Annotated in this window: 19 protein-coding genes; 7 read left to right on the top strand and 12 right to left on the bottom strand. The window is 73.5% G+C overall.

Going from position 1 to position 22,008, the window contains the following annotated elements; translation table 11 throughout:
- Positions 1 to 78: 78 nt before the first annotated feature.
- Complete coding sequence (locus tag ACRQ4C_RS16900) at positions 79 to 903, bottom strand: endo alpha-1,4 polygalactosaminidase (RefSeq protein WP_439689495.1); 825 nt, start codon at positions 901 to 903, stop codon at positions 79 to 81.
- 276 nt (positions 904 to 1,179) lie between these two features.
- On the opposite strand from ACRQ4C_RS16900, the gene ACRQ4C_RS16905 reads away from it, so the two are divergent.
- Complete coding sequence (locus ACRQ4C_RS16905) at positions 1,180 to 2,847, top strand: DEAD/DEAH box helicase (RefSeq protein WP_439689496.1); 1,668 nt, start codon at positions 1,180 to 1,182, stop codon at positions 2,845 to 2,847.
- Between the two features lie 127 nt (positions 2,848 to 2,974).
- On the top strand, positions 2,975 to 3,175 hold the full coding sequence (locus ACRQ4C_RS16910) for a CsbD family protein (RefSeq protein WP_439689497.1): 201 nt from the start codon (positions 2,975 to 2,977) through the stop codon (positions 3,173 to 3,175).
- A 191-nt stretch (positions 3,176 to 3,366) separates the two neighbouring features.
- Here the strand turns inward: ACRQ4C_RS16910 and ACRQ4C_RS16915 are convergent, their stop codons facing one another.
- A complete protein-coding gene (locus ACRQ4C_RS16915; protein WP_290133519.1) occupies positions 3,367 to 3,909 on the bottom strand; it encodes an NUDIX hydrolase family protein in 543 nt (180 codons plus the stop codon).
- 60 nt (positions 3,910 to 3,969) lie between these two features.
- Between ACRQ4C_RS16915 and ACRQ4C_RS16920 the strand changes: the two genes are divergently transcribed.
- Entirely contained in the window at positions 3,970 to 4,593 is a 624-nt protein-coding gene (locus tag ACRQ4C_RS16920) for an alpha/beta hydrolase (protein WP_439689498.1), read from the top strand.
- Positions 4,594 to 4,862: 269 nt separating this feature from the next.
- Here ACRQ4C_RS16920 and ACRQ4C_RS16925 read toward each other — a convergent pair whose 3' ends face one another.
- The gene (locus ACRQ4C_RS16925) at positions 4,863 to 5,507 is read right to left on the bottom strand and encodes a PadR family transcriptional regulator (RefSeq protein WP_400412066.1); all 645 of its coding nucleotides are present in this window, start codon (positions 5,505 to 5,507) and stop codon (positions 4,863 to 4,865) included.
- A gap of 161 nt (positions 5,508 to 5,668) precedes the next feature.
- On the opposite strand from ACRQ4C_RS16925, the gene ACRQ4C_RS16930 reads away from it, so the two are divergent.
- Positions 5,669 to 10,471 (top strand): DNA glycosylase AlkZ-like family protein, encoded by a 4,803-nt coding sequence (locus ACRQ4C_RS16930; protein WP_439689499.1) that lies wholly within the window; start codon positions 5,669 to 5,671, stop codon positions 10,469 to 10,471.
- The gene (locus ACRQ4C_RS16935; RefSeq protein ID WP_439689500.1) at positions 10,464 to 11,243 is read left to right on the top strand and encodes a DNA-formamidopyrimidine glycosylase family protein; all 780 of its coding nucleotides are present in this window, start codon (positions 10,464 to 10,466) and stop codon (positions 11,241 to 11,243) included. Before ACRQ4C_RS16930 ends, ACRQ4C_RS16935 begins: the two co-directional genes overlap by 8 nt.
- 12 nt (positions 11,244 to 11,255) lie before the next feature.
- On the opposite strand, the gene ACRQ4C_RS16940 is transcribed toward ACRQ4C_RS16935, so the two are convergent.
- The gene (locus tag ACRQ4C_RS16940) at positions 11,256 to 11,750 is read right to left on the bottom strand and encodes a hypothetical protein (RefSeq protein WP_439689501.1); all 495 of its coding nucleotides are present in this window, start codon (positions 11,748 to 11,750) and stop codon (positions 11,256 to 11,258) included.
- Positions 11,751 to 12,275: 525 nt separating this feature from the next.
- Entirely contained in the window at positions 12,276 to 13,196 is a 921-nt protein-coding gene (locus tag ACRQ4C_RS16945) for a LysR family transcriptional regulator ArgP (protein WP_439689502.1), read from the bottom strand.
- A 70-nt stretch (positions 13,197 to 13,266) separates the two neighbouring features.
- Between ACRQ4C_RS16945 and ACRQ4C_RS16950 the strand changes: the two genes are divergently transcribed.
- Complete coding sequence (locus tag ACRQ4C_RS16950) at positions 13,267 to 14,064, top strand: LysE/ArgO family amino acid transporter (RefSeq protein ID WP_439689503.1); 798 nt, start codon at positions 13,267 to 13,269, stop codon at positions 14,062 to 14,064.
- Positions 14,065 to 14,164: 100 nt separating this feature from the next.
- Here the strand turns inward: ACRQ4C_RS16950 and ACRQ4C_RS16955 are convergent, their stop codons facing one another.
- The 5 genes from ACRQ4C_RS16955 to ACRQ4C_RS16975 form a co-directional block, all read right to left on the bottom strand.
- On the bottom strand, positions 14,165 to 15,640 hold the full coding sequence (locus tag ACRQ4C_RS16955) for an APC family permease (protein ID WP_439689504.1): 1,476 nt from the start codon (positions 15,638 to 15,640) through the stop codon (positions 14,165 to 14,167).
- Positions 15,641 to 15,868: 228 nt separating this feature from the next.
- The gene (locus ACRQ4C_RS16960) at positions 15,869 to 16,741 is read right to left on the bottom strand and encodes a hypothetical protein (RefSeq protein WP_290133510.1); all 873 of its coding nucleotides are present in this window, start codon (positions 16,739 to 16,741) and stop codon (positions 15,869 to 15,871) included.
- Between the two features lie 197 nt (positions 16,742 to 16,938).
- Positions 16,939 to 17,856, bottom strand: a complete 918-nt coding sequence (locus ACRQ4C_RS16965; RefSeq protein WP_439689505.1) for an alpha/beta fold hydrolase — start codon at positions 17,854 to 17,856, stop codon at positions 16,939 to 16,941.
- A 61-nt stretch (positions 17,857 to 17,917) separates the two neighbouring features.
- On the bottom strand, positions 17,918 to 18,430 hold the full coding sequence (locus ACRQ4C_RS16970) for a methylated-DNA--[protein]-cysteine S-methyltransferase (protein ID WP_439689506.1): 513 nt from the start codon (positions 18,428 to 18,430) through the stop codon (positions 17,918 to 17,920).
- Positions 18,427 to 19,980 (bottom strand): AlkA N-terminal domain-containing protein, encoded by a 1,554-nt coding sequence (locus ACRQ4C_RS16975; RefSeq protein WP_290133507.1) that lies wholly within the window; start codon positions 19,978 to 19,980, stop codon positions 18,427 to 18,429. The genes ACRQ4C_RS16970 and ACRQ4C_RS16975 overlap by 4 nt, the downstream gene beginning before the upstream one ends.
- Before the next feature lie 88 nt (positions 19,981 to 20,068).
- Here ACRQ4C_RS16975 and ACRQ4C_RS16980 point away from each other — a divergent pair, with 88 nt between their 5' ends.
- The gene (locus ACRQ4C_RS16980; RefSeq protein WP_439689507.1) at positions 20,069 to 20,650 is read left to right on the top strand and encodes a molybdenum cofactor biosysynthesis protein; all 582 of its coding nucleotides are present in this window, start codon (positions 20,069 to 20,071) and stop codon (positions 20,648 to 20,650) included.
- Positions 20,651 to 20,676: 26 nt separating this feature from the next.
- Here ACRQ4C_RS16980 and ACRQ4C_RS16985 read toward each other — a convergent pair whose 3' ends face one another.
- Positions 20,677 to 21,222: a type 1 glutamine amidotransferase domain-containing protein gene (locus ACRQ4C_RS16985; protein WP_439689508.1), complete on the bottom strand. Its 546-nt coding sequence runs from the start codon at positions 21,220 to 21,222 to the stop codon at positions 20,677 to 20,679.
- Positions 21,223 to 21,322: 100 nt separating this feature from the next.
- Entirely contained in the window at positions 21,323 to 21,976 is a 654-nt protein-coding gene (locus ACRQ4C_RS16990; RefSeq protein WP_439689509.1) for an HAD-IA family hydrolase, read from the bottom strand.
- Positions 21,977 to 22,008 lie beyond the last annotated feature (32 nt).

The following is a 22,008-nucleotide window of genomic DNA, read 5'->3' on the forward strand; positions in this document are numbered from 1 at the left end:
GGCGGAGGCGACCCGCGCCTCCAGGCCGGATCATCGCGGACGCGACGCAGCACAGGCCGGCGCCGCCCGCGGGACGCGTCAGCAGTGCCGGAAGACGTAGGCGTCGTCGCCCGCCGGCACCAGGTCGCGGTCCCGGAGGATCGTCATCGCCGGCCGCTTCGTCGACGCGCACACGGACGACCACGGGCGCTCGCTGTTGTCCGTGTACTCGATGTCGATGACGCGCTTCCCGTACGCCTTCGTGTACGCGCCGCACTCCTGGTAGACGAAGCACTCCTCGGCGACCACGAAGTCGAACCCGGTCTGCTTCCGTCCCGACGCCCCGAGCTGCGGGGTGTTCTTCTGCCCGACGGCGAGGCCCTTGCCGTGCCCGAGCCGCACGAGCGCCGCGGCGAGCGCGAGGTTCCCGGAGCGCGTGAGCTTCCCCTTCGAGCGCGTCCACGAGTCGAGGTTGTCGAACTCGACGGCGGCGAAGCCCCGGTCGGCGCACCGGGCGACGGACTTCGTCAGCACCCGGACGATCGTGGCGCGCTTGGCGGCCGTCGTGGTGTCGAGGAGCATCTCGTCCGGCCAGCCCGGGTCGGACACGGGCTTGCCCTTCGCATCGCGGAGGATCGCGGTCGGGTGGTCCCGCTTCCACGTCGTCGCGTCCTCAGGCTGCGTCTGGAAGCCGTTGACGTAGCAGATCGAGTACTTCCCCTTCGCGGGTCGCTCGGTACTGTCCCGTTCGACGATCGTGACGCCTGCCGGAGGTGTGTACGAGCCTCCGAGCTGGTAGTCGGGGACGCCGGAGGTCGGCAGGTTCCGGTACGAGGACGCCGGGGTCGCGGTGGCGCAGGCGGCGGTGCCGAGCACGGCCACCAGGGTCGTCGCGACGGTCAAGGTCAGGGTCCTGGCGCGCACCCGGGCATCCTCGCACGCGCAGGGCGAACGATCCCACCCCCGGTCCGCGGGGGAGCACCCGCTATGCTGGGGGTACTCGAGGCGCCGATCGCCTCGTGCGTCGTACGGACGCCCCGACTCCCGACCACCCGTTGGTCGATGATCGAGCACCTCCCGAAGGTGCCCAGGCTCTCTGCTGCGGCGACTGCGCCACCACCATCGTTGGCGCGCATCCCGCCCGCGCGCTGCCTCATCGCGCGCCCACAACCGGTGCACTCCGGTTGGAAAGGTCAGACCATGACCAACGAAGACCTCCGTTTCTCCGACCTCGGCGTCCCCGCGCCGATGGTCGACGTCCTCGCCCAGCAGGGCAAGGAGACCGCGTTCCCGATCCAGGCCGACACCCTCCCGGACTCGCTCCGCGGCAAGGACGTCCTCGGCCGCGGCCGCACGGGCTCCGGCAAGACCATCGCGTTCGCGATCCCGCTGGCCGCCCGTCTCGCAGCCAGCGGTCGCAAGCGCCGCGCCGGACGCCCCCGCGCCCTGGTCCTCGCGCCGACCCGTGAGCTCGCGACGCAGATCGACGCCACCCTCGCACCGCTCGCGAAGGCCATGGGACTCAACACCACGACCATCTTCGGCGGCGTCGGACAGGGTCGTCAGGTCGACGCCCTGCGCGGCGGTGTCGACATCGTCGTGGCGTGCCCCGGTCGCCTCGCCGACCTCATGCAGCAGGGACACCTCACGCTCGCCGACATCGAGGTGACCGTCCTCGACGAGGCCGACCACATGGCCGACATGGGCTTCCTGCCCGGCGTGACGAAGATCATGCAGGCGACGCCCGAGCAGGGGCAGCGCCTCCTGTTCTCGGCGACGCTCGACAACGGCGTGGACAAGCTCGTCAAGCGGTTCCTGCACGACCCGGTGATGCACTCCGTCGACGAGGCGAACAGCCCCGTCGAGGCGATGACGCACCACCTGTTCGAGGTCGCCGACGCCGACGCCAAGAAGGACCTCGTCCGGACGCTGGCCTCGGGTTCGGGCCGTCGCATCATGTTCATGCGCACGAAGCACCACGCGAAGCGTCTCGCCAAGCAGCTCACGAGCCAGGGCATCCCGGCCGTCGACCTGCAGGGCAACCTGTCGCAGGGCGCCCGGGAGCGCAACCTCGCCAAGTTCTCCTCCGGCGAGGCCCTCGTCCTCGTCGCCACCGACGTCGCCGCCCGCGGGGTGCACGTCGACCACGTCGAGCTCGTCGTGCACGTCGACCCGCCGACCGAGCACAAGGCGTACCTGCACCGCTCGGGCCGTACCGCCCGTGCCGGTTCGTCCGGTGACGTCGTCACCGTCACGATGCCGGCCGAGCGTCGCGACGTCGCGCAGATGATGCGCGCTGCCGCGATCAAGGTCACCCCGCAGCAGGTCACGTCGACCTCGCCCGCCGTCACCGAGCTCGTCGGCGAGGTCGCTCCGATCCGCCACGTGGCACCGGAGCAGCCGGTGCAGCAGCAGCGCGCGCCGAAGCAGCGCACGGCCGAGTCCGACAGCGCGGGCGGCGGTCGTCGTCGTGGTCGCGGTGGACGCTCGGGAGGCACGGGTCAGGCCGCGCAGGCAGCCCCGGCCGCCGGGTCGGCCGGCTCCGGCAACCGTCGTGGTGGTCGTCCGGCGGACGCCGAGGGCGGTCGTGGCGGCCAGGCGACCGGTGGTCGTCGCGGCGGCCGCGGTGCCGACGCGGCAGCGTCGGGCGGTCAGCGTCGCGGCTCCGACGCGGCGGCCTCCGGCGGACAGCGCCGCGGCGGGAGCCGTCGCGCGTCGAGCGACGTCGTCCGGGGCGGGTCCGCGACGGTGTGGTCGTCGGAGGGCGGCTACGCGGCGGGTCGTGGAGCCGGCTCCGAGTCGGGCGCTGGACGTCGTCGTGGCTCGCGCCGTGCCTCCCGTCCGGCGGGTGCTGCCGACCGCCACTGAGGCTCCTCGCCCCCCCCGAACCTCGACGTCTCCTCCGAACGCGACCGGGCGTCGGGCGTAGGTTCTCCTGCACCGGATGCCGCGCGAGCGGCTGACGGGGAAACGTCCGTCGTTGGAAGGAGACCGTATGGCTGGCAGCGAAGAGAACCACACCGGCGAGAAGCTCGTCGGCAAGGTCAAGGAGGGCATCGGCAACCTCACCGGCAACGACAAGCTCAAGGCCGAGGGTCAGACCGACCAGGCCAAGGCGTCGGCCAAGCAGGGCGTCGATGACATCAAGGACGCGGCGCACGGCGTTGCGGACAGCCTCCGCAACGAGAAGCACTGAAGCCGGTCGCACGACCGAGCTGCGAAGCCCCCGGGACCACGTGGTCCCGGGGGCTTCGTCGTGTTCGGGGGGCGGTGTTTCGTCATGCGAGGCGCGCGGTGTGGGGCGGCGGAACCAGGTTTCGGACACTGCACCGTGAAGGGGCGCGGTGCCGTGTCCGGAACCTGGTTCCGTGCGAGTGGGTGTCCTCGTCAGTGCAGGGCGCCGACGGAGGCGAGGCCGGCGCGGAGCAGCGCGCCGCGGCCGCCCTCCATCTCGTCGGCGACGGCGTCGGACGCGGCCTCGATCGGGCTCATCCACGTGAGCTCGAGGGCGTCCTGGCGCGGCTCGCACGTCCCCGTCACCGGGACGACGTACGCGAGGGAGATCGCGTGCTGCCGCTCGTCGGTGTAGACCGAGGCGCCGGGCAGCGGGAAGTACTCGGCGACCGTGAAGGGCGTCGGGCTCGCGGGCAGCTGCGGGAACGCCATCGGCCCGAGGTCCTTCTCGAGGTGCCGGAACAGGGCCGTGCGGATCGACTCGCCGTACATCACCCGGCCGGAGACGAGCGTGCGGGCGATCGAGCCGCTCGGTGCCACGCGGAGCAGCACGCCGACCTCCGTGACGACGCCGAGGCCGTCCGTGCGGACCGGGATCGCCTCGACGTAGCAGATCGGCAGGCGACGGCGGATGTTCGCGAGTTCCTCGTCGGACAGCCAGCCGGAGTCGGGGTCGGGGGTGCGCAGCGAGGCCATGCACCGTGTCTACCAGGCACGGCAGCGAGTTCGGCGGACGCCACGGCTAGCGTTGGCCGCATGATCGACAGCGACCTGGTGCAGTGGACCCGCGACCCGTCCGAGCGTCCGGGCACCCCGCTCGTGGTCGCGATGCACGGGGTGGGGTCGAACGAGCGCGACCTGCTCGGCCTCGCGCCCGCGCTGCCGCCCGCCTGGACGGTCGCCTCGCTGCGGGCGCCGATGGAGTGGGGCCCGGGCTTCTCCTGGTACCCGCTCGGCACGCCGGGGTCGCCGTCGCCGGAGCTCGTCGACGTCGCCGTCGCCGAGGTCCTCGACTGGGTGGACTCGGTCGCCGCCGACCACCCGCGCATCGGGTTGCTCGGCTTCTCCCAGGGCGGCTCGATGGCGCTGCAGCTCCTCCGCGCCCGGCCGGCGGGCTTCGCGTTCGCGGTGTCGCTGTCCGGGTTCGTCGTGCCGGGGGTCACGGACTCGCGGGACGAGGCCGTCGCGGCGGTCCGGCCGCGGGTGTTCCTCGGGCACGGCGACCTCGACCCGGTGATCCCGGCCGAGGCCACCGCGCGGACGCAGGCGTGGGCCGCCGCGAACACGGACGTGACCGACCGGGAGTACGCGGGGCTGCCGCACGCGGTGTCCGCAGCGGAGCTGGCGGACGTCGCCGCGTTCGTCGGCGACGGCGCGTAGCGCCGCGCGCCGCGCGCCGGCGCCACGGCCGGGGTCGGTCGATGACGCGAAAGCGACAGAACCGTGCCTCGTGCGCGCGCCGAACTGTCGCTTTCGCGAAAGCGACACCGAGATCTGTCGCTTTCCGAGAACCCACGGTGACCGATGAGCGGACGGGAGGCCCGGTGCCAGCTGGCACCGTCCTCCCTCGCAGGCTCGGTCGGCGCGCCCCGCGCAACGCTTCGCGTCGCCGCTGAGCGGGGCGCGCCCATCCGTCGTGGGTCGCGCGGTCAGTCCGCGAGAATCTGCAGGAGGTCCTTGCGGAGCTGGTCGACCTTGTCGGTCGCCGCCGCGATCTGCTCGTCCGTCGCGGTCGTCCGGTACATGTGCAGGACGCCCATGGTCTTCCGGAGCGACTCGACGAAGGCGCGCTGCGCGTCCGGCATGCCGGGCGCCTCGAACGCCGCCGCGATCTCGTCCGCCTTGGACTCGGCCTCGGCCTTGCCGGCGTCGGTGAGCTCGAAGAGCGTCTTGCGGCCGTCGCCCGTCGAGACGACGAGGTCCTCGTCGACGAGCTGCTGGAGCGTCGGGTACACCGAGCCGGGGCTCGGCTTCCAGGCGCCGCCGGTGCGCTCGGCGATGGTCTTGATCACCGCGTAGCCGTTCTGCGGCCCCTCGGCGAGGAGGCCGAGGATCGCGAGACGGACGTCGCCGCGGCGACGGCGCTCGCGGCCGCCGAAGCCCGGACCGCCGAACCCGGGACCGAAGCCCGGGCCGAAGCCGGGACCGAAGCCACGCCCGGGGCCGAAGCCGCCGCGCTGGTGGTCACCGCGGTCACGGCCGGGGAAGCCGGCGCCGTGGTGGTGTCGCGGGCCGCCGAAGCGGGGGCCACGCGGGTGCTGGTGCTGCTGGGGGTTCATGTCGTCGAAGCGCATGAGGTGTCCTTTCGTCGTGCTGAGTCGGCTCACGATCCGGTCTGACCGATCGGCCTTCGTCGTATCGCGATGTAGTAACGATAGATCGTTAACTATCGCTGTGTCAAGCACGTTCTTCCCTCGGCCCGTTGTCGGTGGCCGCGGGCAGGATGGGACGGACCATGACGGACGTCTTCGAGCGCTTCTCCCCCGCCACAGCGGAGTGGTTCCGCGGCGCGTTCCCGGCCCCGACCGCTGCGCAGGCCGGCGCGTGGGACGCCGTCTCGACCGGCCAGCACGCACTCGTGATCGCTCCGACCGGGTCCGGCAAGACCCTCGCGTCGTTCCTCTGGTCGATCGACCGGCTCATCAGCGCGACCGACCAGCCGCCCGCCAAGCAACGGACGCGCGTCCTCTACGTCTCGCCGCTCAAGGCGCTCGGTGTCGACGTGGAGCGGAACCTCCGCAGCCCGCTCGTCGGCATCACCCAGACCGCCAGACGGCTCGGTCTCGAGCCACCCGACGTCACGGTCGGCGTGCGGAGCGGTGACACCCCGTCGTCCGATCGACAGCGACTCCTGCGCCAGCCGCCGGACATCCTCATCACGACGCCCGAGTCGCTGTACCTCATGCTCACGTCGAGCGCTCGAGAGACCCTGGTCAACGTCGACACCGTGATCGTCGACGAGGTGCACGCGGTCGCGTCGACCAAGCGCGGTGCGCACCTCGCGGTGTCGCTCGAACGCCTCGACGACCTGCTCGAGAAGCCCGTCCAGCGCATCGGGCTCTCGGCGACCGTGCGGCCCCCGGAAGAGGTCGCACGCTTCCTCGGCGGCCGGGCCCCGGTGACGATCGTCGCGCCGCCGGCGCAGAAGACGTTCGACCTGCGGGTGGTCGTCCCCGTGGACGACATGACCGAGCTCGGCGCTCCGCCGGTCGGTGCGGACGCGACCGAGTCGCCGACGAACGGGTCGATCTGGCCGCACGTCGAGGAGCGTGTCGTCGACCTGATCGAAGAGCACCGCTCGACGATCGTGTTCGCGAACTCCCGACGGCTGGCGGAGCGGTTGACCGCGCGGCTGAACGAGATCCACGAGGAGCGGGTGCTCGCCGCCGCTGGTGACGGCGTGCTCGTCCCCGCCGGTGCCTCCCCGGCCGACGACGGAATGCCGGTCGCGCCGACCCGGCCGCGCGGGCAGTCCCCCGCGCGCGCCTCGGCCCATGCACCCGTCGCGCAGCCGAAGCGACCGCCGGCCGACGTCATCGGTGCGTCCGGACAGACCGGCGGCGGGGGGTCCGACGCCAGCGTGCCGGTGCTCGCCCGCGCCCACCACGGCTCGGTGTCGAAGGACCAGCGCGCGATCATCGAGGACGACCTCAAGTCCGGACGACTCCGGTGCGTGGTCGCGACGAGCTCCCTCGAACTCGGCATCGACATGGGCGAGGTCGACCTCGTCGTGCAGGTCGAGGCGCCGCCGTCGGTCGCGAGCGGTCTGCAGCGCGTCGGCCGCGCCGGGCACCAGGTGGGCGAGATCTCGCGCGGCGTGCTGTTCCCGAAGCACCGCGCGGACCTCGTGAACAGCGCGGTGACGGTCGAGCGCATGGTCGCGGGCGAGATCGAGTCGATCGGCGTCCCGGCGAACCCGCTCGACGTGCTCGCCCAGCACACCGTCGCCGCCGGAGCGGTGGACACCGTCGACGTCGAGCACTGGTTCGAGCTCGTCCGGCGGAGCGCACCGTTCAGCAGCCTGCCGCGGTCGGCGTTCGAGGCGACGCTCGACCTCGTGACGGGGCGCTACCCGAGCGACGAGTTCGCCGAGCTGCGGCCCCGGCTGGTCTGGGACCGCGTGCACGGCACCCTGACGGGCCGTCCGGGCGCGCAGCGGCTCGCGGTGACCAGCGGGGGCACGATCCCCGACCGCGGGATGTTCGGCGTCTTCATGGTCGGTGAGCGGGCGTCGCGCGTCGGCGAGCTCGACGAGGAGATGGTCTACGAGTCCCGCGTCGGCGACGTGTTCGCGCTCGGGGCGACGAGCTGGCGGATCGAGGAGATCACCCACGACCGGGTGCTCGTGAGCCCGGCGTTCGGGCAGCCCGGGCGGGTGCCGTTCTGGAAGGGCGACGGACTCGGTCGTCCCGCGGAGCTCGGCCGGGCCACCGGCGCGTTCGTGCGCGAGGTCGAGTCGGCCTCCGACGACGACGCCCGCGCCCGGGTGTCCTCCGGCGGTCTCGACGAACGCGCCGTCACCAACCTGCTGACGTTCCTCCGCGACCAACGCGCTGCGACCGGGTACGTGCCCAACGACACGACCCTCGTGGTCGAGCGCTTCCGCGACGAGCTCGGCGACTGGCGCATGATCATGCACTCGCCGTACGGCATGCAGGTGCACGCGCCGTGGGCCCTCGCGGTCGGCGCGCGGCTGCGGGAGCGACACGGCATCGACGGCGACGCGATGGCGGCCGACGACGGCATCGTGGTGCGCATCCCCGAGACCGACGCGGAACCACCCGGCGCCGACCTCTTCGTGTTCGACCGCGACGAGCTCGAGGTCCTCGTGACGGACGAGGTCGGCGGCTCCGCGCTGTTCGCGGCCCGGTTCCGGGAGTGTGCGGCCCGAGCCCTGCTCCTGCCCCGCCGGAACCCCGGCCAGCGGTCGCCGCTCTGGCAGCAGCGGCAGCGGGCGTCCCAGCTGCTCGAGGTCGCGCAGAAGTACCCGACGTTCCCGATCGTCCTCGAGACCGTGCGCGAGGTCCTGCAGGACGTCTACGACGTGCCGTCGCTGTTGTCCATCGCCGACGACATCGCCGGGCGGCGGATCAAGCTCGTCGAGACGGAGACCGAGCAGCCGTCGCCGTTCGCACGGACGCTGCTGTTCGGGTACGTCGCCGCGTTCATGTACGAGGGCGACTCGCCCCTCGCCGAGCGGCGGGCGGCGGCGCTGTCACTCGACTCGACCCTGCTCGGCGAGCTCCTCGGCCGCGCAGAGCTCCGCGAGTTGCTCGACCCGGCCGTGATCGCCTCGGTCGAGCAGGACCTGCAGCGGCTCTCGCCCGACCGCCGGGCGCGCGACGGAGAGGGGCTCGTGGACGTCCTGCGACTCGTGGGAGCGCTCGACCTCACCGAACTCACCGCGCGGAGCTGGGCCGCCGCCGAGGGCGACACCGCGCCGGTCGCCACCGCGCTGCAGGCGCTCGAGCGCGACCGCCGTGTCCTGTCGTTCTCGCACGCCGGGCAGACCCGGTACGCCGTGATCGAGGACGCCTCGCGGCTCCGTGACGCCCTCGGCGTCCCGCTGCCGATCGGCGTGCCGACGGCGTTCGTCGAGCCGGTCGCGGATCCGCTCGGTGACCTGGTCAGCCGGTACGCCCGGTCGCACGGCCCGTTCTCCGCGCAGGAGGCGGCTGCCCGACTCGGCCTCGGCATCGCGGTGGTGCAGGACACGCTGCGACGCCTCGCCGCCGACCGTCGGGTGGTCGAGGGCGAGTTCCGACCCGACCGCCAGGGTGCCGAGTGGTGCGACGCCGAGGTGCTCCGCCGCATCCGCACGAAGTCGCTCGCGGCGCTCCGGCACGAGGTCGAGCCGGTGTCGCCGGACACCCTCGCGCGGTTCCTCCCGGCGTGGCAGCACGTCCACACTCCGGGTACACGCGGTGGCCTGCGCGGGATCGACGGCGTCCTGCAGGTGCTCGACCAGTTGGCCGGCGTGGCCCTGCCCGCGAGCGCCTGGGAGTCCCTCGTGCTGCCGTCCCGCGTCACCGACTACCAGCCGAGCATGCTCGACGAGCTGACGGCCACGGGCGAGGTGCTGTGGTCCGGTGGTGGCACCCTGCCGGGCAACGACGGGTGGGTGCGGTTCCACCTCGCCGAGACCGCGGACACGACCCTGGTGGAGCCGGACGGCGGTGAGACGACCGAGCTGCAACGGGACGTCCTCGGTGCCCTCGCCGGCGGCGGCGCGTACTTCTTCCGCCAGCTCGCCCAGGCCGTCGGCAGCACGGACGACGCCGCACTCACCACGGCGCTGTGGGACCTCGTGTGGGCAGGGCAGATCACCAACGACACCCTCGCGCCGCTGCGGGCGATGCTCGGCGGCAAGGCGAAGAGCTCCAGCACCCCGCGGGCCCGGGCGTACCGCGGACGTCGTCGCCCGACGCTGCCGACGCAGTCCGGGCCGCCGACGGTCGGCGGGCGCTGGTCGATCCTGCCACTGGCGCAGTCCGACGCCACGGTGCGGGCCGCGGCGACGGCGGAGCAGCTGCTCGAGCGCTACGGCGTCGTGACCCGCGGGGCCGTTCAGGTCGAGGGAGTGCGCGGCGGGTTCGCGGGCGTGTACCGGGTGCTCGCGCGGTTCGAGGAGACCGGCCGGGCCCGGCGCGGGTACTTCGTCGAGGGGCTCGGCGCAGCGCAGTTCGCCACCGGCCCGACGGTGGACCGGCTGCGGACGTTCGCGCGGGACCTCGACGACGACGAACAGAACGACCCGGAGCGGACCCGCCAGGCGATGACCCTCGCGGCGACCGACCCGGCGAACCCGTACGGGGCGGCGCTGGCGTGGCCGAACGACGGCGCTGCCACGGACGACGACCCGGACGGGGGCGGTGGCCCCGGCGGGCCCGCAGCGGCCGAGAACGCGACGAGCAGGAACGCGACAGCGGGCGGCTCGACCGTGGGTGGGGCAACGGGAGGCAAGCAGTCTGCCCGCGGACACCGTCCCGGGCGGAAGGCCGGCGCGCTCGTGGTGCTCGTCGACGGCGCGCTGACGGTCTACGTCGAGCGCGGCGGCAAGTCGGTCCTGACCTTCACCGACGACGCCGGGGACCTCGCGGCCGCCGCGGTGTCCATCGCCGCCACCGTCCGACGCGGGCTCGGGAAGCTCTCGGTGGAGCGGGTCGACGGTGCGTTCGTGCTCGAGTCCCCGCTCGGGCAGGCGCTGCGCGACGCAGGCTTCACCGCGACGCCGCAGGGGGTGCGCCTCCGTGCCTGAGGGCGACACCGTCCACCGAGCCGCACACCGGCTGCACGCCGCCCTCGCCGGCAAGGAACTCACCCGGAGCGACTTCCGCGTGCCCGCCTTCGCGACGCTCGACCTCGTGGGCCGCACCGTCGACGAGGTCGTCCCACGCGGGAAGCACCTGCTGCACCGCATCGGGGACCTCACCGTCCACTCGCACCTCAAGATGGAGGGCAGGTGGGACGTGTACGCCCCCGGTGAGCGGTGGCGCCGTCCGGCACACCAGGCGCGTGTCGTGCTCGACGCGGCCGACGTCTCGACGGTGGGGTTCACGCTCGGCATCCTCGAGGTGGTGCCGCGCGAGCAGGAGCCCGAGATCGTCGGGTACCTCGGGCCGGACCTCCTCGGCGAGGACTGGGACGCCGACCTGGCGCTCGCGAACCTCACGCGCGACCCGCAGCGTCCGATCGGGCTCGCCCTGCTCGACCAGCGCGTCCTCGCGGGCCTCGGCAACGTCTACCGCGCCGAGCTCTGCTTCCTCCGGGGCGTGCTCCCGACACGTCCCGTCGGGCAGGTGCCGGACCCGGCGCGGGTCATCGCGCTGGCGTCGCGGCTCATCACCGCGAACCGGGACCGCAACGCCCGGATCACGACCGGCGTCGACCGGCCCGGCCGCCGACTGTGGGTCTACGGGCGTGCGGGCAAGCCGTGCCTGCGCTGCGGGACCCCGGTGCGCCGCGGGGAGCTCGGTGAGTCCGAGCTCACACTGCGGGACACCTACTGGTGCCCGCGCTGCCAGACCTGACCGGCCGACGGATCAGCGGTTCGCGGCGTTCACCACGCACTGCTGGACGGAGCGCGCAGCGTCCGAGTCGTCCGTGAACGCCGAGGGCGCCGCCGACGCAGCACCGTCCTGGTCACCCGCGGCGTCCTTCGCGGCACGGTTGACCGGCCACAGGGGTCCGTCGAAGTCCTCTGACGTCGGGTCGGACGAGGTCGCCCAGACGGTCACGTCGTCGTCGTTCGGGTCGTCCGTCTCCGCCGGAGCGATCGACGCCCCGAGGTACCAGCCGCCGTCGCCCTCCCGGACGCTCGCGAAGTCGGTGTCGTCGTGGGCTCCGACGGCTTCGTCGATCACGTCGACGGCTTCCTTCGCCGCGACCGGGCAGGTCGTCCGCGCCGGGTCGTCGCTCGCCGGTCCCTTGCCGACCGGGTTGCCGTTCTGGGCACCGGCGCCGGTGCACCCGGCGAGGAGCACGGCGACGGTGGCGGCCACGATCGTCGCGGCGGCGGTCCGGGATCTGCTCGACATGCCCTCGACGGTGCGCCGGGGCGCCTCCGGACAGCGCCAGGACCGTCCGGAGAGCGCGGCCGCCTCCTGCGGCAGGCTCGGGCCCGGTCACCCCGCGCGTCGGCTTCGGGCGCCGACGCGTGGGGTGGTGTCGACGACGTCGGCGACCCGGGTGGTGCGTGCGGCTGGGTGGGCCGCGGGTGTTCGGTGTTCTCGTGGTGATGGTGCGCTCGGCCGCCGGACAGAGTCCGTCGGCGCTCGGCCGGGAGGCACGTGGCAGCCCGGTGGAGCACTCCGGCCGGTGGGTGGCCGGCGGGGCGAGCACCCCGGCAGCGGGTGACCGTCGAGGTGGGTCGAGCCTACGGAGGCGCGCCGCGCACCAGGTGTCCAGGAGGTGAACTTGCGTCGATTCCGGGCGGGATTGCGGCTTGCCGCTCGTCCGTTCCGCCGGTGCACGGGATGGTTGCGCGTTCGCGCAGTGACCGCCGCCGCGCGGAACGGATCACGGAGTCCCGGCACGATGCGCGGTCGCCCCCGCAGCGGCCGTCAGTGGGGCGGGTGCAGCCGTTCGGCCGCGGTCGCCCGGACCGCTGCCGTCACCCGTTCGAGCAGCGGCGACGCCAGGTTCCACCGCTGCCACCAGAGCGCGACGTCCGCGTGCCGCCCGGGGACGAGTTCGACGAGCTCGCCGCGGGCCAGGAGCGCCGTGCACTGCGCCTCGGGGAGGAGCCCCCACCCGAAGCCGAGGCCGACCGCCCGGGCGAAGTCGGCCGACGTCGGGACGAAGTGCCGTGGGCCGTGCGGCGCGTGCCCGAGCACCGTGCGGAGGTAGCCCTGCTGCAGGTCGTCGTCGCGGTCGTAGTCGACGAGCGGCACCCCGTCGAGGCGGTCGAGCACCCGCCGCTCGCTCGCGGCCCGCAGGTCGAGGTCGGCGAGGTACCGCTCGACGAACGCGGGCGCGGCGACGGCGCGGTACCGGTCGATGCCCAGGGCGACCGACGAGCACCCCTGGACGGGATCGGCCTCGGCGGTCACCGCGGCCATGACGGTGCCCGCGCGCAGCAGTTCCGCCGTCCGGTCCTGGTCCTCGCGGTGCAGGTCGAACACCACCTCGGTGTCGGCACGGACCCGTGCGAGCGCGTCGAGGAACCAGGTGCCGAGGGAGTCGGCGTTGACGGCGAGCGGGATCGACGGCACGGAGCCGGTGTCGCCGTCGAGGGCGCGCGCGGTCTCCTCGTCGAGCAGTCTGGCCTGGCGAGCGTGCCGGAGGACGACCTCGCCGGCGGCGGTCGGCACCACCGGGACGGTTCGGCGCACGAGGACCCGGCCCGCCTGCTGCTCCATCGCCTTGAGACGCTGCGACACCGCCGACGGCGTGATCGACAGCGCGCGGGCGGCGGCGTCGAGGGTGCCGTGGTCGACGACGGCCAGCAGGGTCTCGAGGTGCTCGCGCTGGAACCGTGCCATGCAGCAGAGCTTACGGTGCAGCAGGAAGGTGAACTGGGCTTCATCCGCCGTCTGTCCTACGGTCGGAGACGTGCTCCTCCCCCTGTTCGCCGGCCTCGGCACCGGACTCGCGCTGATCGTGGCGATCGGCGTGCAGAACACGTACCTGCTGCGCCTCGCGGTGTCCGCGGGCCTCCAGGTGGTGACCGCCGCCGTGGTCGTCTGCGCCCTGTCCGATGCCGTCCTCATCGTGGCGGGGGTGCTCGGGGTCGGCGCGGTCGTGGAGCGGTTCCCGGTCGCGCTCGTCGTCGTACGCTTCGTCGGGGCGGCGTTCCTCGTGACCTACGGCGTGCTCGCGGCGCGTCGCGCCCTCCGCCCCTCGGGCGACGCCCTGCGGCTCGACGACGCGGCAGCGGACGACGGCGTCGCGGTGCCCGCACCGGACGTCGCCGAGGTCGCGCCGTCCCGGGGACTCCGCGCCGCGTCACGCCGGAGCGCGGAGTCCACGGGCGGGCGCGACGGCGCGGTGGCCGTCGCGCCCGGCGCACCCGCGCTGGCGGCGCGGACGACGCGCACCGTGCCTCCAGGCCGGGTGCCGACCGTGCGCGGGGCGGTGGCGACCATGCTCGTCTTCACGTGGGCGAACCCGCACGTGTACCTGGACACGCTGGTGTTCCTCGGGTCCGTGGCGAACCAGCAGGGCGCCGTCGAGCGGTGGCCGTGGACGGTGGGGGCGGTCCTCGCGAGCTGCGTGTGGTTCGCCGCGGTGGGGTTCGGCGGACGGCTGCTCCGACCGTTGTTCGCGAAGCCGCTCACGTGGCGGGTGTTCGACGGCCTGGTCGCCGTCGTGATGCTCGGCTTCGGCATCGCGCTCGTCGTCGGCGCGTAGCGCGCGGCCCTGCCGCGAGCCGCTCGGAACCGAGGAAGCGACATCGAACCACTCCGGCGGAGTGGTTCGATGTCGCTTCCGTGGTTCGGGAGGGAGCGCGTTACCGCAGACGCTGCCCGACCCGGCTGTGGCGGCGGCTGTACCCGAAGTAGATCGCGAAGCCGATCGCGAGCCAGATCACGAATCGCAGCCAGGTCTCGACCTCGAGGTTGAGCATCAGCCAGAAGCACAGCACCGCGGACAGGATCGGCAGCACCGGCGACCACGGCACCCGGAAGGCACGGGGAGCATCCGGCCGCGACCGACGCAGCACGACGATGCCGATCGACACGAGGACGAACGCCGACAGTGTGCCGATGTTGATCATGCCCTCGAGCTTCTCGACCGGGAAGAAGCCGGCGAGCACCGCGACGACGACACCGGCGACCACCTGGACGCGGACCGGGGTCTGCGTCTTCGGGTTCGTCTGCGAGAACCAGCGCGGGAGCAGGCCGTCGCGGCTCATCGAGAACACGATGCGGGACAGGCCGAGGAGCAGCACCATCACGACCGTGGTCAGGCCGACGAGCGAGCCGATCGCGATGATCCCCGCGGCCCAGGGCAGCCCGACGATCGAGAACGCCGAGGCGAGCGACGGCGAGTCCTCCTGCGCGAGCCGCTGGTACGACACCATGCCGGTGATGACGACGGACACGGCGACGTACAGGACGGTCACGATGCCGAGCCCGAGGAAGATGCCACGGGGCAGGGTCTTCTGCGGGTTCTCGGTCTCCTCGGCGCTCGTGGCGACGACGTCGAAGCCGATGAACGCGAAGAACACGAGGGACGCCGCGGCGAGCAGGCCGAACACGCCGTACTGCGCCGGGGCCGAGCCGGTCGCCCAGGACACGAGGGACTGCGTCCAGAAGCTGCCGTCGGCACCCTTCGACGGCGCGGCCGGCGGCACGAACGGCGTGAAGTTGGCGGCCTTGACGAAGAACGCGCCCGCGACGATGACGAACACCACGATGGCGACCTTGACGATCGTGATGACCGCGGAGACGCGCGACGACAGCCGCGTGCCGAAGGCCAGCAGCACGGTGAAGACCGCGACGATGAGGACCGGCCCCCACGCGAAGCCGATCGGACCGATGGCGATCGAGTCGGGCAGCTTCACCCCGAAGACGTCGAACGCGGTGCTGAGGTAGATGCCCCAGTACTTCGCGATCACGGCGCTGGCCGTCAGGGTCTCGAGGATGAGGTCCCACCCGACGATCCAGGCGAGCAGCTCGCCCATCGTGGCGTAGGTGAACGTGTACGCGGAGCCGGCGACGGGGATCGTCGAGGCGAACTCGGCGTAGCACATGATCGCCAGACCACACGTGACGGCGGCGAGGATGAACGACACGATGACGCTCGGCCCGGCGAAGTTCGCGGCGGCGTTCGCGCCCACCGAGAAGATGCCGGCGCCGACCGCGACCGCGATGCCCATCGCGGCGATGTCGAACGTCTTGAGGGACCGCTTCAGCGAGCGTCCCTGCTCTTCGGAGTCGGCGAGGGAGGCCTCGATCGACTTGACACGGAGCGGTGTTGCCATGGGGTGGTTCCCGTCATCGGCTGGGCGGCGGACCCCGTGAGGGTACTGGTGTACCACCCCGGCACGCAAAGCGTCTGTCCGGACGGTCCTTCCGTGGCGGAACGGTTCGGGCCGGCGGGCTCGCGGCGGCTCGCGTCGCGGCGGTCGCGATGGCAGCCGGGAGGCACGGGTCGGCTCCGGTGCGCAGCCACCGGCCGGCGGCGGTCCGGTCAGGCGGCGCGGGTCCGGTCAGGCCGCGCGGGTCCAGTCGCGCAGGAAGCGGGCGCCGGCCTCGTCGTGGATGACGCCATCGGGAGCGGTGAGCACCGGGTACGGCGTCGCCGGCACCCCGTCGGCCGGACGGACGTCCACGTGCGCGACGTCGTGGCCGTTCGCGTGCAGCCAGTCCGCCATCGCGTAGTCGCTCCGGGAGTCGCCCATCGTCCGCCACGCGATCGGCAGCTCGCCGTCGGCCGCGAGGAGCTCCAGGGATCGCTCGGCACCGAGGTCCTTGCCGCTCCGGTCCGATTCGACGTCGGTCGAGATGATCGTCGGGTCGACCCGCCACGCGACGCTGCCGTCGGCCGCCGGTCGGACGTCGTCGAGCCGACGGACGCCGAGCCCGCGACGCACGAGCGCGGCCATCGCCTGCGCGTCGAACTCGGCCTGGCGCGCGAGGTACGTGGCGTTCGGCACCTCGACGCGCTGCTCGATCGACACCATCGCGCGCTTCGTCTCGTCGAAGAAGACCAGGTCGGCGTACTCGGTCCGGACCAGCTCGCGCATCTCGTCCGCGTAGTCGCTCGGCAGCGCGAGGTCGTCGGCCACCGTGAGCTCGCCCATCCCGCCCTCGTACTGCGGGCCGATCGAGCACCAGACGGCGCCCTTCTCGCAGACGGCGTGCACGCGGGTGTCCTCGGTCAGGCCGCCGGCGAGCAGCGGCGCCACGACCTCGGCGCGGATGAAGGCGTCGCTCCGGCCGGTGTTGAAGACGATCGGGATGCCTTCGGCGGCGAGGGCGACGAGGTCCTCGACGATGCTCGGGATCGCGATGGTCCGGGTCACCGGGCTGGCGATGGGGCCGTCGACGTCGAGCAGGAGTCCGAGACGGGGTGCGGTCACCCGTCCATCTTCGCAGGAGTACTGGACCCCGGAGGACGGGGTGCGCTCACCCGTCCATCTTCGCAGGAGTACTGGACCCCGGAGGACGGGGTGCGCTCACCCGTCCATCTTCGCAGGAGTACTGGACCCCGGAGGACGGGGTGCGGTCACCCGTCCATCTTCGCAGGAGTACTGGACCCCCGGAGGACGGGGTGCGGTCACCCGTCCGTCTTCGCAGCCTGCGCACTCCCCACGAACCGGTCGACCGTCCGCCGGACCACCGCGGGCTCCGGCCGGTGCCACTGCCCGGCGAGCTGGACGTGCACCGCCCCCGGGATCGCCTCGGCGAGCGCCCGTGCTGCCTGCCCCATGAACTCCGGTCCGGCGTCCCCGGAGGCGACGAGCACCGGCACCCCGACCGCCGCGGCGACGCGCTCGGGGATGACGAGGCCGTTGAGCACCCGGACGTCGCGCGGCAGCACGTGCGCGTCGCCGAGCAGGGCCGACCACACCGCCGGTCGGAGCCGGAGCAGTGCGACCTGCCCCATCGGGACGCCGAGGACGTGCGCGAGGAACGCTCGGACCGTCTGGGACCGCCGACCCACCCCGACGTGCTCGTCGAGCAGGTCCGCGAACACGACGTCGTCCACGTGGTGCTCGATGCTCGCCCGGAACGGCGGCTCGAAGAGGACCGCGCGGGTGATCGGGACGCCGGCCGCGAGCCCGTGCAGCAGCACCCCCGCGCCCACGCAGGCACCGAAGGCCGCGACGGGACCGGGCACCGACTCCACGACGGCGGCCAGGTCCTCGACCTCGCGTTCGATCGCCCACGGCTCGGTGTCCCCCGAAGCGCCCCGGCCGCGGCGGTCGTAGGTGACGACGCGGTACCGGTCGGCGAGCGCCGCGACGAGTCGTTCGAGGTAGGGCGTGCCCCGGTGGTCGAACGCACCGCCGACCACCACGAGCGAGGGCCCGGTGCCGGTCTCGGTCACGGCGAGCTCGGTGCCGTCGGCGGAGCGGACCGTGCGGTCGACGGCGGGCGGGGGAGCGTGTGGGTGCATGCGGTCCTCGAGGGTCGTGCGACGGCGGTTCGCCGGGTCCTCGGGACGGACCGTGCGTGAGGTCCTGTCGAGCATGGCAGGGCCGCGAGCGCGCGCCAACACCCGCAACCAGGGGGAGGACGGCGCGGTGCAGCTCTCAGACGAGCGCCGTCGTCCCGACGGACTCGCGCTCGAGCAGGGACCGCTTGACGTCGAGCCCCCACGCGAACCCGCCGAGGGTCCCGTCGCTCCGGAGCACCCGGTGGCACGGCACGAAGAGCGCCGGGGCGTTCCGCGCGCAGACGCTCGCGGCGGCGCGCACGGCATCGGGCCGCCCCACCGCCGCGGCGAACTCCCGGTAGGTGAGGACCACGCCGGCCGGGATGAGCCGGAGCTGCCGCCACCCCTCGGTGAAGAGCTCGGTGCCGGACTGCCGGACCGGCACCTGCATCGCGTGCTCGACCTCGCCCGCGTAGAAGGCGTCGACGGCCTCGGCGGAGGCGACCCGCCCGTCGACCACCCGCTCGGGCCGGTTCCGCTCGGCGAGTCGGCCGAGGATCCGCTCGACGGAGTCGGTCCAGCCCGAGGCGAGGACCCGCCCCTCGGGGTCCTCGAGCACGGTGAAGGGACCGTCTGGGGTGTCCAGCGTCTGGATGGTCGCGTCGGTCATCGTTCGTCCTTCCGGGCGGCAGCAGCCGCGGTCGTCATGTGGCTGACGCCGGCCGTCGCCATCGCGCGGTCGACGATCGGTCGCCAGCAGTGCATCGTCAGGTAGCTCCGCCACGGCGCTACCTGCTCCGACCGTAGGGAGAGCTCGCGCACGGCACCGGGCAACCCGAGTTCCTGTGCACCGTTCCGCACCGCGAGGTCGCTGTGCAGGAACACGTCGGGGTGGTGGCGTACGCGGAGTGCCACGTAGTCCGCCGTCCACGGCCCGATGCCCTTCACGGCGAGGAGTCCGGCGCGCAGCTCGTGCACCGACTGCCCGGCGTCGACCACGAGCGACCCGTCGGCGAGCGCGGCGGCGACGCGGAGGATCGTCTGCACCCGGGCACCGGGGCCGCGGAGCACCGTCCCGCCGCGCTCGGCGACCACGTCCGCCGTGGGGAAGAGCCGCCCGCCGGGGAGCACCGACTCCGGCGCCGGTTCTCCGAGGGCAGCGACGAGCCGGGTCTGCGCCGTGCGCGCCGCCGCGACCGAGACCTGCTGCCCGATGAGCGTGCGGATCAGGACCTCGTGCGCGTCCACGGTGCCGGGGAGCCGGATGCCGGGTACCCGTTCCACCGCCGGCGCGAGCTCGGGGAGGGTGGCGAGGACCGAGTCGACCGCGGTGGGGTCGGCGTCGAGGTCGAACAGCGCGCGCACGCGCGCGACCAGCGTGGGGAGGTCCGACAGGTCCTCGACCCGCACCTGCAGGTCGATGCCGACCGCCCGCCCGGCGGCGGCCGTCGCGCGGAACCAGCCCGTGCCTCCCGGCAGTGTGACCAGCCGCCCGTACGCGGTGACCCGACCGTCGGGGTCCACGTCCACCTGCTCGGCGCCGGGCAGCGCGTGCAGCGCGTGCCACTCGAGGAGTCCCTGCACGTCGAACGGCGCGCGGGCCGGCAGGTGGACGTGCAGCGTGCCGTCGGCGACCGGTCGGAGGGTGCGCCGGGCGCGGAGTTCGGACGGTGTGACGGCGAAGACCTCGCGCACGGTGTCGTTGAACTGGCGGACGCTCGCGAAGCCTGCTGCGAACGCGACGTCGGCGATCGGGAGGTCCGACGAGGTGAGGAGCGTCCGGGCGGTCTGCGCCCGGTGCGCGCGGCTGAGCGCCTTCGGCCCGGCGCCGAGCTCGGCGGTCATGATGCGGCCGAGCTGCCGCTCGGAGTAGCCGACGCGGGCCGCGAGGCCGGGCACGCCCTCGCGCTCGACGACGCCGTCGAGGACGAGGCGCATGGCTCGGCCGGCGACGTCCTCGCGGAGGTCCCACTCGGGGCTGCCGGGGGTCGCCTCGGGCAGGCAGCGCTTGCAGGCGCGGAAGCCCGCGAGGTGTGCGGCGGCGCTGGTCCGGAAGAACGTGACGCCGGTCTCGCGCGGCGTGCGTGCGGGGCACGACGGGCGGCAGTAGATGCCGGTGGAGTGCACGGCGGTGACGAACTGGCCGTCGAACCGCGCGTCGCGCGAGGCGACGGCGCGGTACCGCTCGGCGTGCAGCGTGTCGGCTGCGGTGGTGGACATGGGTCCAGCGTCGCACGGCTCACCGACATCGACTGGCGGGAATCGGACACGACAGTGACGGCCGGGAGGCACGGCTAGCGTTGGCCGCATGACATCCGCCGACGACCTGGTCGCGCCCGACGGGCTGCCCTGCCGGACCGACGTCGTGGTCGCGCTCCTGCTCGCGTCACCCCGGCACCGGTACGAGGGTCGCCCGGCCGACGGCGCGCTGCCGGCCGATCCGTCGACGCCCGAGCTGCGGGACCGCGTCGAGCTGCGGACGGGGCTCGGCATCGTCGGCGACCGCTACTTCGCCGCGCGGGCCCACGTGCACGCGAGCGTCACGGTGGTGGGGCTCGAGGGCCTGGGCGAGGTGGCGCGTTCCCTCGGCGCCGACGTCGATCCGGTGGCGACCCGGCGGAACGTGTTCCTCCGCGGTGCCGACGTCGAGGCGCTCCGCGGACAGCCGTTCGCGCTCGACTCCGGCCAGGGGGTCGTGCGGTTCCGCGGGTACCGGCCGGCGAACCCGTGCGCGTGGATGGACCACGAGGTGGCGCCGGGGGCGTTCCGGGCGATGCGGGGTCGGGCGGGGGTCCGGTGTGACCCGGAGTCCGACGGGGTGCTCTCCGTCGGACCCGCGACGCTGTGGACCGCCGCGCCCGTCCCGCTGGGGGTCGCGCCCCTGCCGTGAGGCGACGGGGGCGGACCCCAGCCGGCCTACGCCGTGAGGGCGTGCTCGATGGCGTCGACGAACGCCGGCAGGTCGTCCGGGTTGCGGGACGTGATGAGGCCACCGTCGACCTGGACCTCCTGGTCGACCCACTCGCCGCCGGCGTTCCGGACGTCGGTCTGCAGCGACGGGAACGACGTGATCGTCTTCCCCGAGACGACGCCGGCTTCGATGAGGGTCCACGGGCCGTGGCAGATCGCCGCGACGGGCTTGCCGGCCTGGGCGAACGCCTGCACCAGCGCGACCGCGTCGGCGTCCTGGCGGATGGTGTCCGCGTTGATCGTGCCACCCGGGACGACCAGCGCGTCGTAGTCCCCGGCTCCGCTGACACTGCCGATGGTGGTGTCGGAGGACACCGACTTCCCCGGGTCCTTGTCGCCGACGAGGGTCTCGATCGAGCCGGACTCCTGCGCCGCCACGGTCACGTCCGCGCCGCGTTCCCGGAGCTGCTCGGTGGGGACGACGATCTCGTCCTGCTCCACGCCGTAGTTCGTCGCGATGACGAGGATCTTCTTGCCGTCGAGGGCTGCCATGGTCACTCCTTCCGCGGCCCGGTGGTTCCGGCCGCTGGGGACCACGGTCGTCGGACGGCGCTGGGCGTGCTCGCAGTCGGCAGGCCCCGCACAGCTCCGCTCAGCCGCGGATGCGGAAACCGGATCCCTCGGGCTCGACGGTCAGTCCGTCGTACCCCGCGATGCGCGGCAGGCCGGCGGTGACGTCGGCCTCGAGGGTGCCCACGACGACCGTCGTCGCCCCGGAGGCGAGCGCGGCCTCGACCCCGGCGGGGGCGTCCTCGAACGCGAGGCACTCCTCGGCCGGCACCCCCAGCAGCTCGGCGCCGCGGAGGTAGCCCTCAGGGTGCGGCTTGCTGCGCTCGGCGTCCTCCGACGGCACGAGGGCGTCGGGGACGGGGACGTCGGCTGCGATCATGCGCTTGACCGCGAGCTCGCGCGGGGCGCTCGTCACGAGGGCGACCGGCACGCCGAGGTCCTGGAGGCGCCGGACGAACGCGCCGGCGCCGGGGACCTCGATGATCCCGTGGACGTAGTCGATCTCCGCGGCGATCATCGTGTCGACGATCACCTGCTGCTCGTCCCGGGGCAGGTCGGGCAGGAAGCGCTGGATCGTGTCGATCGTCTGGCGACCGTGCGAGAAGCCGAGGATCTCGACCGGGTCGAGCCCGTGCTCCTCACCGAACCGGGTCCACGCTGCCTCGACGACCGCGGTCGAGTCGACGAGCGTCCCGTCCATGTCGAACAGGACCCCGGACACCACGACGTCGATCACACCTCCGACCCTACCGGCGCAGCACCGGGACG

This window comes from Curtobacterium sp. SP.BCp, assembly GCF_051903255.1.
In the GTDB taxonomy this organism is placed as follows: Bacteria; Actinomycetota; Actinomycetes; order Actinomycetales; family Microbacteriaceae; genus Curtobacterium.